The organism is Sphingomonas aurantiaca (genome assembly GCF_003050705.1).
Lineage (GTDB): Bacteria > Pseudomonadota > Alphaproteobacteria > Sphingomonadales > Sphingomonadaceae > Sphingomonas > Sphingomonas aurantiaca.
In genome coordinates this window covers 532,120-544,821 of record NZ_QAOG01000001.1, presented here as the reverse complement: position 1 = coordinate 544,821, position 12,702 = coordinate 532,120, and the positions used below count along the sequence as shown (strand labels likewise).

The window sequence follows — 12,702 nt, the reverse complement described above, 5'->3', positions numbered from 1 at the left end:
GAATGCGTGGTTTACTCTGGCTCGTAGGCTCGCAGATGTTAACGGCGTGAACGGAACTGCCTGCTATGGTGTCAACGATGGATACGGCAATCGGCATCGTCGCCTATGTCGGCGCGCTAGGTCTGACCGCGGTAGCGAGCCTCATGCTCGCGCTGTTCGTCGTGACGCGTGCCCGCGCGCTGCCGGGTTCGGCGTTGCTCGCGCTGTTCCTGGTCGGCGTCGCAAGCTGGAGCATCGCGCAGGCGATCCCCGCGATCGTCGGGCCGGCCGCGACACCATTCACCGCGACGCTGATCGCGCTGTCTCCCCTGCCGGCCGCTGCGTTTGTCCATCTGGTTTTCGCATTCGCGCTGTGCGGCACGCTGCGGCCCGTCGCGATCGCGAGCTACGCGATCGCCGGGTTCGCCACGCTCGTAGGCCTGATATTCGGGGTGGGTGCGGTCGTGCCGTGGCACGGCTTCCCTGGCATGTTCGTGCCGTCGATCGTCGGCTGGGGCGTGCTGGGGCTCGCCGGCCTGTTGTCGGTGATCGGCCATCTCCGGCTCGCGCAGACCTGGGTGCAGCAGCAAGGGCAGCATCGCCGCCAGGCCGGCGCGGTGTTCGCTTCCAGCCTGATCGGTCTCGTCGCACTCACCGGCTTCACCTTCCCCGCGCTCGGGATCGACGCCTATCCCTGGCCGGTCCTGCTGCTGCCGCTTTACTCGGTCGCCTTGGTCTACGGCATCTTGCGGTATCGCTTCATGGCGACGGATCTTTGGGCGCGGCGCGGCCTCGTCTGGATTCTGCTGGTGGCGCTGGCGGGGGCGGTCAGCGCAGGCATAGCCACGGTGCCGCTTGTGCTGGTCGGTCGGCCGGCCGGCCTGTTAGCGACTTGGGCAGCGCTCGCCGCGACGCTCGCGCTCGGCATCCTCGTGCTCGCCCCGCTCAAGCGGCTGGTCGACGCGGTGGTGTTTCCCGGCGGCCGGGTCAGCGACGCCGACGTCGCGGACTGGCGCGACCAGCTGGCCGGGGCGACCGACGCGGTCGAACTCGCGACAATCGCCAACGCGTTGCTCGCGCTGCGCCTGAACTTACCCGTCGTCGACGACGGCCCGTCATTGGTAGTCGGCGGCGAAACCGTGACCCTGTGCGGTTGGAGCGACGCGCCGCCGGCGACGCGCCACGTTGTCGACCGGTTCGCGGGGCTTGTCGGCGAAACTGCGCGCCGCCTTGCCGCCTCGCACCGGCTGATCGATGCCGAGCGCCAAGCCCGAATGAGCGAGCTCGGAGAACTGGCCGCAACCGTCGCGCACGATCTGCGCAACCCGCTGGGCATCGTGACGATGGCCGCAACCGGTGCGCCCGCCGACGTACGGGCCGAGATTGGCGAACAGGTAGCGCGGATGAATCACCTCGTCAGCGACATCCTGGATTATTCGCGTGCCTGGACGGTCGTGCCGCAGCCCATCCGCCTGATCGAGCTCGTCGCCCAGATGGGCGTCAAACTCGACGTGCCCGAAGACCTTATCGTCATGGCCGACCGCCGCGCGCTCGTTCGCGTGCTCGCCAACCTCGTCGACAACGCGCGCGCGCTTGGCACGAACGTCACCATCATCGCCACAGCGGGCCCGCCTGCGGCCATCGACGTGTGCGACGACGGCCCCGGCATCGCTCCCGAGATCGTCGACAACCTCTTCCGCCCGTTCGTCTCGCGCCGCCCCGGCGGCACCGGCCTGGGCCTCGCCATCGTCCGCCGCATCATGGAGGCGCATGGCGGAACCGTCACACTCGTCCAGCGGCCGGGCTGGTCGACCTGCTTCCGTCTTACCTTCGGAGATCTGTGATGAGCGGCATCCTGCTGGCCGACGACGAACCCGCCTTTCAGCGCCTCACCGGCGCGTGGCTGCGCGGTCTGGGCCATGACGTCCGCGTGGTCGGTGACGGCGACGCTGCGCGTGCGGCCTTCGCCGAGGCACCCGCCGACCTCGTCCTGCTCGATCTCGCGATGCCGCCACACCATGACCCAGAAGCCGGCCTTGCGCTGATCGCCAGCTTCGCGCCTGCGCCCGTCATCGTCATGACCGGGCACGCCGACCACGCGCTTGCGCTGAAGGCGATCGATGCCGGCGCATGGGATTTCCTTGCCAAGCCCGTCGACCCCGACATCCTGCGCATCGTCGTCGCGCGCGCTATGGAACGCGCGGGCCTCGCGCGCGAACTCGCCGCGCTGAAGGCGCGCGACACCGGTGCCGAGGATATGGGACTCATCGGCACTACACCGGTGATGGCCGCATTGCGCGACCTGATCCGTCGGGTCGCACCGACCCGTCTGCCCGTTCTGGTGCTCGGTCCAAGCGGTACCGGCAAGGAACTGGTCGCGCGTGCGCTCCACTATGCCTCCCCGCGCGCCGACCGGAAGCTCGTGCCGGTCCATTGCGGTGCGATTCCGCCCGAGCTGCTCGAAAGCGAGCTGTTCGGCCATCTCAAGGGCAGTTTCACCGGAGCCACCAGCGACCGTCCAGGGCTCGTCGAGACCGCCGCCGGCGGTACGCTTTTTCTCGACGAAATCGGCGAGATGCCCGCGGTTATGCAGGTCAAGCTGCTCCGCTTCCTGGCCGACGGCAGCTTTCAGCCAGTCGGCGCGCGCGCGCCGCGCGCCGCCGACGTCCGCATCGTTGCCGCGACCCATCGCGACCTCGCCGCCTGCGTTGCCGACGGCAGCTTTCGCGAAGACCTGTATTACCGACTGAAAGGCGTCGTCCTGCGCACGCCGTCGCTCGACGAACGCCCGGGCGACGTGCCCCTGCTCGCCTCGGTCTTCCTGCGCCGTGCCAGCAATGGTATGGGCCAGTTCACCCCCGACGCACTGGGCTGGCTGACAACGCGGCGCTGGCCCGGCAATGTCCGCGAACTCCGCGCGGCCGTCGAATGCGCCGCCGCCCTGGCCCCGCAATCGGCAACCGGTGTCGACGTTGGCGCAACCGATCTCGCCTTCGCCGTAGGCGACCCGGTCGCCGACCTGCCGACCATCGGCACGCCACAAACGCTCGAGGAAGAGATAGCAGCGCTTGAGTATCGCCGTATCACCGAGACGTTGGCGCGAACCGGCCATAATCACACGCACACCGCGCGCCACCTCGGCCTGTCGCGGGTCGGCCTGCTCAAAAAGCTGGACCGAATGGGACTGCGCTAAAGTCGTTATCGGCAGGATGAATGTCCTGTCGGGCCCATAGATCCCAGTCCGGATGAATGAAATCCGGCATGTCCCAGTCCGCAGTGGCATCTACAGGGTTCTGCTGGGCACAAGATGCGGCAGGCACCGCGTGCGTCACGCTATCATAAATCGGACCAGGACAGATCAAACCGTGCCAGATATTTCCGCAGCCGATCCGCATCATTGGAGGATGTCCGGCGCATGCGGGACGAGGCGAACAATATGCGTCCCGCTTCGGAAAGCGAGCGACTCTTCCGACAGGTGTCGAGAACATGGGCGAGCTGCACGCGGTCGAACGGATCAAGTGCGTCTAGCTGTTCCGGGGAAAGGACGGCCGAAAGCTGATCGCCTGTATCGTCGCCGCTAGACCATGCGCGCTTCAGCCGCGTAATCTCCGCTTCGACGCCGTCGAGATCGATCCTTCCTTTGGGGCTGAACGTCGCCATCCGCGTCACGCTCGACGCAAGGTCACGGAAGTTGCCGTGCCATTCGGCGTCCGGCGCGCAGGCGAAGGCAAGGAAGCGGTCACGCGCTTCCTTGTTAAAGGTCACGCGCGTGCCTTCGCGTTCGGCGAAGCGGTCGAGTTCATAGTCGAGATTGGGCGCGATATCCTCGCGACGGTCGCGCAGGCCCGGAAGGGTGAAGGTCCACAGATTGAGCCGGGCGTAGAGATCATCGCGAAACGTGCCTTGCCGAACGCACTGTCCAAGATCGCGGTTGGTGCCGGCAATCAGCTGAAAATCGCTCGCCGCCTCCTTGTCGGCGCCGACGGGGAGGAAGCGCTTGTCCTCGATCGCGCGCAGGATCATCGCCTGCTCGTCGAGCCCGAGTTCGCCGATCTCGTCAAGGAAGAGCGTGCCGGTATCGGCGGTGCGCAACAGGCCCGGCCGGTCGGCCGCCGCGCCGGTGAATGCCCCCTTTTTATGCCCGAACAAGGCGGACATCGCGCCATCGCCCTTGAGCGTCGCGCAATTCACTTCGACGAACGGTCCGCGCACCTGATGCTTGAGCCGCTTGAGTTCATAGATCCTTCGCGCCAGCTGACTCTTGCCCGCGCCGGTCGGCCCCATCAGCAACACCGGTGCCTTGGAGCGCACCGCAACCTGCTCGATATCGTCGATCATCCGGTTGAAGGCCAGGTTGCGCGTATCGATCCCGGATTTGAGAAACGAGGTGCTCTCGGCAGCGACCGCGGCGAAGCGCGTCGCGATGCTGTCGTAGCGCGACAGATCGAGGTCGATGATGTCCCAGCTGCCGGGCGCACTCGACGGAGTGCCGCGCTGCGGCTGGGTCTGGATCAATCGGCCCGGGAGGTAGTGCGCCTCGGTCAGCAGGAAGAGGCAGATCTGCGCGACGTGCGTGCCGGTTGTGATGTGCACGAGGTAATCCTCGGCATCGGGATCGAACGGATAGGCGCGCGCGAAGTCGAGCAGCTTTCCGTAAACCTCCTCAAAGTCCCAGGCGTTGGCAAAATCGATCACGCGCCGGTCGACCTGCGTCTCCGGCGAGATCGATGTGATGTCGTCGGCGATATATTCGGCGAGCCGGCCGTGCGACGTACCATGCAGCAGCACGAACCGGTCGATCCGCAGGTCTTCATGCATGCACAGACCGACTGACGGCCGCCATTTATTCCAACGCGAGGGACCGAATTTCCCAGAGTCCAGCGTAGATCCAAGAAATCCAATAGTGACCAGTGGCTTCATGGTGATCCCATGGGATAAATTCCTATCCTGCATGATATAGTTCTTCCGCATGGCGCGCAAGCAGGCTCGATGTCGCCACAGGCCGACAATCAATTAAAGTCCAGCATTTACAGATAGATATAATTATTATGAGGCGGCTGTTGTCGAACTGGCACGCGGATTGCTGGGCATGAGGTGTCTTGCTGGTGCTCGAACATGGCCAGCGGGACGGCGCGGCAAGGGTGATCGGAATGGGCCGGTCACCCCGGAACCGCAAAGGATTTGAGATGGCAAACAAGAGCCTCTTCGCATCGGCGATCGCCAAGCTGCTGCCGGCAACCGACAGCGTGAACCGCGAATTCGCGCCGGCCTATGCATATGGCCCGCAGGCCAGGCTTGCGCAGCTGGCGGCGACGGGAACGCTGTCGGACAGCGTCTACGCATCGGCCGAAACGCATCTGGCCGAGACGATCGAAGCGGCTAAGGCGGTCGATCCGCTCTTCGTCGCCAAGGCGGCGATCTATGCCCGCAAGGCCGGAACGATGAAGGATATGCCCGCCTTGCTCTGTGCCTATCTGACACTGGCCGATCCCGATCTCGCGGTCGTGGTCTTCGGACGCGTGATCGATACCGGACGCATGCTGCGCACGTTCGTGCAGATCATGCGATCGGGTCAGGTCGGGCGCACGTCGCTCGGCACGCGACCGAAGCGGCTGGTGCAGACCTGGCTGGAGACCGCGTCGATGCGCGACCTGATGGCGGCCGCAACGGGGAACGACCCGTCGCTCGCCGACATCGTGCGGATGGTGCGCCCGAAGCCTGCGACGGACGAGCGGCGCGCTTTCTACGGATGGCTGATCGGCAAACCGTACGATGTCGCGGCGCTTCCGATTGAGATCGCGGCCTTCGAGGCGTGGAAGCGAGACCCATCGGGAGCGTTACCGCCGGTGCCGTTCGAATGGCTCACCGCCTTTCCGCTGAGCGCAGAACAATGGGGCGAGCTGGCGCGCAACATGGGCTGGCAGGCGCTGCGGATGAACCTCAACACGCTGGCGCGCAACGGCGCGTTCGGGGTTGCGGGGATCACCGATGCGGTCGCTGGACGGCTGTCGGATTCGGCGCTCGGCAAGGCGCGCGTGCTGCCCTACCAGGTTATGGTTGCGCTGGGTTCGGCCGAAGACGGCGTGCCCCTCAAGGTACAGGCGGCGCTCGAGACTGCGCTCGAGGCATCGGTCGCGACCGTGCCGAGCGTGGCGGGCCGGGTGGTCGTCTGCCCCGACGTGTCGGGATCGATGCGCTCGCCGGCGACGGGGTTCCGCAAGGGCGCCACGTCGAAGGTCAGTTGCAACGATGTTGCGGCGCTGGTCGCGGCGGCGATGCTGCGGACCAACCGCCAGGTACGCGTCCTGCCGTTCGAGGAGAAGGTCGTGGGCATCACGCTCGATCCGTATGCCCGGCTCGCGGTGAACACCGCAAAGCTGGCGGCGGTCTGTGGTGGCGGGACCAACGTCTCGGCACCGCTGGCCAGGCTGAATGCGGAACGCGCCGCGGTCGATTTGGTCGTGATTGTCTCGGACAATCAGTCCTGGGTGGATGCGGTGAAGGGCGGCGCGACGCAGACGATGCGCGAGTGGGACAAGATCGTCCGGCGCAACCCGGCGGCGAAGCTGGTCTGCATCGACATCCAGCCGCACGGCACGACGCAAGCGTCGGGCCGGCCCGAGATCCTCAATGTCGGAGGTTTTTCCGACGCGGTGTTCGACACGATCGCAAAGTTCGCCCGCGGCGAAACGCGCGACTGGGTCGGCATCATCGACCAAACGGAGCTATAAAGAATTGGCCGTGGCGAATGCCGGTGGGACTACATCCTCCTGCCTGAGGTCCGACGAGTAAAGCGCCCAAGCACCAGCGATGGTGCGAAAGGCGATGTGGGTTCGAATCCCGCCGCTGGAACGTAGCTTAAGGACCGCGTCTCGCCACCACTCGTCGCCACGGCCAGATATCATCACGGCGAATGCCGGCATGGACTACATGGTGTCGCGGGTTCGAATCCCGCCCCGCGCAAGCGGGTAGCTCAGCCTGGTAGAGCACAACCGTCCGCCATCTTTCGTCGCCGTGACCACAAACGAAGCTGGCAAATGCCGACGGGACTACACGGTACAGGAGGTTCGAATCCTCCCCGGAGCGATCCGGAAACGTCTCGTCACCCCTCGTTGCCAGCACCAATACCGCGTCGCCGCCACCGGCGTGCGACAGTTCAACAGAAGGTCAGGATGACCGAAGCCAATTTTGAATTTCAGGCCGTCGACGGCGGCGTACCGATCAAGATGTGGACCCGCGGCGTCGCCGTGGACGACAAAGCGCGTGCTCAGCTAGTGCGCGCGGCGCAGATGCCGTTCGTGTTCAAGCACGTCGCGGTTATGCCTGACGTCCATGTCGGCATCGGCGCGACGATCGGCTCGGTCATTCCGACCAAGGGCGCGGTGATTCCGGCAGCGGTCGGCGTCGACATCGGCTGCGGCATGATGGCGGCGCGCACCTCGCTCACCGCAAGCGATCTTCCCGACAATCTGGAAGGCGTCCGCGCTGCGATCGAGCGCGCGGTGCCGGTCGGGCGTTCGGTCGGTCGCGGCAACCGCGACACCGGCTCCTGGGGTGATCCGCCGGCGGCGATCGTCGACGCATGGGCGACGCTGGCAACGCGCTTCGGACAGATCGTCGCGAAATATCCCAAGCTCGCCAAGTCGAACAACTTGGTTCACCTGGGCACGCTCGGCACGGGCAACCACTTCATAGAAGTGTGCCTCGATACGGAGCAGCGGGTGTGGGTAATGCTGCATTCGGGCTCGCGCGGCGTGGGCAACGCGATCGGTACGTTCTTCATCGAACTGGCCAAGCAGGACATGCGCAAGTGGTTCGTCAATCTGCCCGATGAGGACCTCGCCTATTTCCCGGAAGGGACCGAGCATTTCGACGATTATGTCGAAGCGGTCGGCTGGGCGCAGGATTATGCGGCGCTCAACCGGCGGATGATGATGACCAACGTCATCGCCGCGATGCGCCGCGTGATCACCAAACCGTTCGACGCGGAGCTGGAGGCCATCAACTGCCATCACAACTACGTCACGCGCGAGAACCATTTCGGCCAGAACGTGCTCGTCACCCGCAAGGGCGCCGTGCGCGCGGCGAAGGGTGTGATGGGGATCATCCCCGGCTCGATGGGGGCGAAGTCGTATCTCGTGCGGGGCCTCGGCAACGCGGAGTCGTTCGATAGCTGCAGCCATGGTGCCGGGCGCGTGATGTCGCGGACCGAGGCGAAGCGCGAGGTCACGGTGGCGGAACATGTCGCCGCGACCGAGGGCGTCGCCTGCCGCAAGGACGAAGGCGTGATCGACGAAAGTCCGCGCGCGTACAAGCCGATCGAAGCCGTGATGGCGGCACAGGCCGATCTCGTCGAGATCGTCCATACGTTGAAGCAGGTGGTGTGCGTGAAGGGGTAGCCCTTCACGCCGCCATTCCCGAGAAAGAAGACCATGATCATCATCGACGGATCCGAAGGCGAAGGCGGCGGACAGGTCGTGCGCAACGCGTGCGCGCTGTCGCTCGTCACCGGCCAGCCGTTCCGCATCACCAATGCCCGCGGCAAGCGCGAAAAGCCGGGGCTGATGCGTCAGCACGTCACGGCGGTCGAAGCCGCTTGCGTGGTAGGCGGCGCCACGTGCGAAGGGTTGAGCGTCGGGTCGTCCGATCTGACCTTTCGCCCTGGCCAGGTGACACCGGGAGAGTACCGCTTCGCGGTCGGCACGGCCGGATCGACCGGTCTAGTCTTACAGACCGTGTTGATGCCGCTCGTCCTCGCCGGCGCGCCCTCACGGCTCGTACTCGAAGGCGGCACGCACAACATGCTCGCGCCGCCCTTCGACTTTATCGCAAAAAGTTTTCTGCCGGTCATCAACCGGATGGGGCCGAACGTCACTGCGCGGCTGATACGGCACGGCTTCTATCCGCGCGGCGGTGGCCGGATCGAGATCGATATCGAGCCCGCTCCGCTGACCGCGATCAGCTGTGTCGATCGCGGCGCATTGATCGGCCGCTCGGCCACCGCGCTTTTTGCCGGCCTGCCGCCCGACGTGGCCAAACGCGAGATGAAGACGGCGCGCGGATTGTTGGACTGGCCGGAGGATGCCTTCTCGATCCGTGAGCTCCCCGAAGAGCAGGGCCCCGGCAACATCGTGCTGCTCGAGGCAGTTTTCGAGAATGTCACCGAAGTGGTGAGCGGCTTTGGCAAGCTCGGCGTTTCCGCCGAACATGTCGCAAAGACCGCTGCGGCGCGCATGGCTGGATATCTCGCGTCGGATGCCTTTGCGGGACCGTATCTCGCCGACCAGTTGCTGTTGCCGTTCGCGCTCGCGGGCGGTGGCAGCTTCACCACGGTCAAGCCGAGCCAGCATAGCCTGACCGCCAGGGTGATCATCGAAGCGTTTCTCGGTCGGCGCTGCACCTTCCTGCAGCTGCCGACCGGCTCACATTCCGTAGAGATCCGCTAAACTCAGATAAGTCTATAATATCTCCATGTGTGACGGGCCTGGCGAGCGGCCGAAGGCTGAACTGGACGATCAACGCCGACGCGGCGCCAGACTATCGGGCGCCCGCCGGCACACTGATCGAAAATTATCGCGGCAACCCCGGGTGGCGGGCGTGGCTTGCGGAGCTTCGCGAACGCGTAACGGCGGCGATACCCGAGCTCATTCGGCTCGTGGAGGGTCGCGACCCTTGGGAGGTGTTCAAGGATCGCCGCTACCTCGACAATACCCGCCAAACGGAGCGTGAATGTCCACCCGACGGATACAGGTTTGATGGACAACGAAGGGCCAATGCATCTGCGCAGGAAGGAGCATGTGGGATAAAAGGCAGCCGATTCGTATCCTCGCCATCGGTACTCAGGGTCATTGCCGGATCATCGACATCTTTGATCTCGAAAACGCCCACGGCTGAAAACAGTGCACCGATATAGGCCGAAGACGCGCGACTGCGTGCTTCCAACGTTTCGCATGTTAAGTAAGTCCGCGGACATAGCTATAAGAGTGTGCGGATGACGCCGACGCCGACGCCGACGCCAAGGCACACGAAGCGGCAAAGTCCATCGATAGTATCGAGGCCCCTCCGTGAGCGACCGGAAGCGCTGGCGCACCTAGATCAGATTAGGTTTGCTCGAGCCAGCCGCAGATGCCAGACGTCTCACACCACCAAACGGGCAAAAATGAGAGACCTCTTCAAGCTCATGGAAAGCTAGGCGTATACCGTCTTTCCATCATTGGCTGACTTGGGCGAATCTCGCAATCATGGTTGCGGCTGGACTGGGCGGCCTATCCACCATGGTCGGGCTTCCCGACAAATGGCCGAATTGGGGATGCTGGAGCGTCCTTGGGCTGATAGTCGTGTCGGCAGCGATTGCTATTGACGTGCTCCCCAGAAATCATGCCATTGGTAAGTTAGCTCGTCAGATGGAGACGAGTGATGCGGCGAGGCCGATTTACCGAGGATCAGATCATTGGGGTGTTGCGCGAGCATGAGGCTGACGTGAAGACGGCCGACCTGTGCCGCAAGCACGGGATCAGCGATGCGACATTCTACAACTGGAAGTCGAAGTACGGCGGGATGACGGTGTCGGAGGCGGCACGGTTGCGCACGCTGGAGGACGAGAACCGACGGCTGAAGAAGCTGCTGGCGGAGTCGATGCTCGACGTGTCGGCGCTGAAGGATCTGTTGGGAAAAAACTGACCCGGTCTGCGGAGCGCTACGCTGCGGTGGAGAAGCTGATAGCCGACCACGGCTTTTCCGAGCGTCGTGCCTGCAGGCTGATCGGGGTCAATCGGTCGGCATGGCAATATGAGCCGCTGCGCGGGCACGACGACGCCGCGCGCGAGCGGATGCGAGAGATCGCCAACGAACGTCGCCGGTTCGGCTACCGGCGGCTAGCGATCATGCTGAAGCGAGAGGGCAAGGGCATGAACCTGAAGAAGGTCTACCGGCTGTACCGCGAGGAGCGGCTGACGGTGCGCAAACGTGATGGCCGCAAGCGCGCGCTTGGGACGCGGGCGCCGATGGCGATCCCACAGGAACTCAATCAGCGCTGGTCTCTCGACTTTGTGTCGGACTCACTGGCCTGCGGCCGGCGGTTCCGTATGCTCAACGTCATCGACGACTACAGCCGGGAATGCCTAGTGTGCATCGTCGATACCTCGCTTTCAGGCCGGCGTGTCGTCCGCGAGTTGGGCGCTGTTGCCGAACGCCGCGGGCTACCGTGCATGGTGGTCAGCGACAATGGCACCGAGTTGACCAGTCACGCCGTCCTTGCCTGGTGCCAGGACACCGGGGTCGAGTGGCATTACATCGCGCCCGGTAAGCCGCAGCAGAACGGCTTCGTCGAAAGCTTTAATGGTCGCTTGCGGGACGAGTGCCTGAACGAGCACCTGTTCCCGACGCTGGCTGCGGCGAGACGGATCATCGAGGCATGGCGGACGGACTACAACACCGTGCGTCCGCACAGCAGCCTTGGCGGGTTGGCACCCGCCGACTTTACGAACCGCCCCCGCCAAGGGCATATGGATACCGAAGCTAAGTTATCAGCGGCCTGAAAACGGGGAGCAGGTCACTATGTATGCGGGCGCGCGAAGCGCTGCGGATTCCGAGAGAGATCGCCGGGAAGACCGAACCGACCTTAGCCGCATCGAACAAAAGATCGATAGACTGAGTGCTGCTGATCGCGTTGGCGAAGGCGAGCCCGAAGCGCACGCTTACGTGGTCACAGGAGCACGAGGAAATGATACGCGCCCTGACAGCTCGGTGATAGAAAAGCGTGTCGATCAAGCCTTGGACTCTGCGAAAGAGCATGCACAAGTCGCCCTTGCAGCCCAAGCCAAATCAACGATGCCGACTGAGGTTGAAAAGGTCGAAGCTCTTAAACAGATTACACGACTTTATATCCTGAACAACGACGGCATTTCATCACGAATGATGGCCGGCCTCGAGCTTCCGCCTGCCGCCTTTATAAACACTGAGCTTAGGCGGCAGAATGCGAAGTGGCGCGTGCGGAACGTCTAATATGATAGCGCTGAAATCTAAGTCACCGAATAACAAATTATCATCAACGAGTAGAGCGGCAATCGGTCACAAGCGACGACGCCACAACAAGGGCATCTTATGAACACGACTTTTAGCCGCACCAGCAACGGCGGCACGGTTGGCATCAACCCTGCTCACGTTAAGTCGGTGAGCCAAGATGGGAATACCGTTCTCATCCGCTTTTCGGAAGCGCATTCCATTGGGGTCGAGGGCGAGCTGCGGGCAGTGACCGATCAGTTGAACGCAGCGCAGCGCTGACGGTTTACGCCCCGAACTCCGGCGCTTCCTTTTCAGGATAGAACGCGTGGGGATCGTAGACTAATCGCTGAGCCAGTCGCATTTGACGGGGAAACTGAGGCTCCGGAACATCGGGCACTGGGTCGAGCAGGGTTGGTAACTCACTGCCGATCAGGAGCCTACCGCTTGGTGTTCAGCGTTCCAGCGCTCGTCATCCGGTACGCATCGCGGGTCTGTTGAGCACCGTCTGCCGTGATCCCGTCGAACTTGCGCCAAGCTGCAGCGGTATTGCATACCCGCGTGGCCATGAAGGAGCCTGTCGCGTTCATCGACCGGCAAATCTTTTTCTCTTTCTCAGGCTCCTCAGAGCTTTTAGCGGGTTGGTTCGGGTTTTGAGCTCCCACCGCGACTGGGCTGGTAATTAATGCAACAGCGATCAAGAACTTCATCGTGCGTCTCCAT

General features: G+C 63.9%; 10 protein-coding genes. 8 read left to right on the top strand and 2 right to left on the bottom strand.

What is annotated here, in order from left to right:
- Window positions 1-77: 77 nt before the first annotated feature.
- Window positions 78-1,823 (top strand): sensor histidine kinase, encoded by a 1,746-nt coding sequence (locus C8J26_RS02615; protein ID WP_244185126.1) that lies wholly within the window; start codon window positions 78-80, stop codon window positions 1,821-1,823.
- Window positions 1,823-3,172, top strand: a complete 1,350-nt coding sequence (locus C8J26_RS02610; RefSeq protein ID WP_107956592.1) for a sigma-54-dependent transcriptional regulator — start codon at window positions 1,823-1,825, stop codon at window positions 3,170-3,172. The genes C8J26_RS02615 and C8J26_RS02610 overlap by 1 nt, the downstream gene beginning before the upstream one ends.
- Window positions 3,173-3,315: 143 nt before the next feature.
- On the opposite strand, the gene rtcR is transcribed toward C8J26_RS02610, so the two are convergent.
- Window positions 3,316-4,950, bottom strand: a complete 1,635-nt coding sequence (gene rtcR / locus C8J26_RS02605) for an RNA repair transcriptional activator RtcR (protein WP_279628929.1) — start codon at window positions 4,948-4,950, stop codon at window positions 3,316-3,318.
- Between the two features lie 215 nt (window positions 4,951-5,165).
- Here rtcR and C8J26_RS02600 point away from each other — a divergent pair, with 215 nt between their 5' ends.
- The 6 genes from C8J26_RS02600 to C8J26_RS02575 all read left to right on the top strand — a co-directional run bounded on the left by C8J26_RS02600 (window position 5,166) and on the right by C8J26_RS02575 (window position 12,261).
- Window positions 5,166-6,710 carry a vWA domain-containing protein gene (locus tag C8J26_RS02600; RefSeq protein WP_107956590.1) on the top strand — a complete coding sequence of 515 codons (1,545 nt, stop codon included), beginning with the start codon at window positions 5,166-5,168 and terminating at the stop codon, window positions 6,708-6,710.
- Between the two features lie 441 nt (window positions 6,711-7,151).
- Window positions 7,152-8,378 carry an RtcB family protein gene (locus C8J26_RS02595; RefSeq protein ID WP_107956589.1) on the top strand — a complete coding sequence of 409 codons (1,227 nt, stop codon included), beginning with the start codon at window positions 7,152-7,154 and terminating at the stop codon, window positions 8,376-8,378.
- 33 nt (window positions 8,379-8,411) lie between these two features.
- Entirely contained in the window at window positions 8,412-9,425 is a 1,014-nt protein-coding gene (rtcA, locus tag C8J26_RS02590) for an RNA 3'-terminal phosphate cyclase (protein WP_107956588.1), read from the top strand.
- Between the two features lie 970 nt (window positions 9,426-10,395).
- A protein-coding gene (locus tag C8J26_RS02585) for an IS3 family transposase (protein WP_107956587.1) occupies window positions 10,396-11,516 on the top strand; the annotation gives its coding sequence in 2 pieces (ribosomal slippage) (window positions 10,396-10,645 and window positions 10,645-11,516; 1,122 coding nt in all).
- A gap of 19 nt (window positions 11,517-11,535) precedes the next feature.
- Window positions 11,536-11,982, top strand: a complete 447-nt coding sequence (locus C8J26_RS20015) for a hypothetical protein (protein ID WP_146168759.1) — start codon at window positions 11,536-11,538, stop codon at window positions 11,980-11,982.
- A 99-nt stretch (window positions 11,983-12,081) separates the two neighbouring features.
- Window positions 12,082-12,261 carry a hypothetical protein gene (locus tag C8J26_RS02575; RefSeq protein WP_107956585.1) on the top strand — a complete coding sequence of 60 codons (180 nt, stop codon included), beginning with the start codon at window positions 12,082-12,084 and terminating at the stop codon, window positions 12,259-12,261.
- A 158-nt stretch (window positions 12,262-12,419) separates the two neighbouring features.
- Here C8J26_RS02575 and C8J26_RS20010 read toward each other — a convergent pair whose 3' ends face one another.
- Complete coding sequence (locus C8J26_RS20010; RefSeq protein ID WP_146168758.1) at window positions 12,420-12,689, bottom strand: hypothetical protein; 270 nt, start codon at window positions 12,687-12,689, stop codon at window positions 12,420-12,422.
- Window positions 12,690-12,702 lie beyond the last annotated feature (13 nt).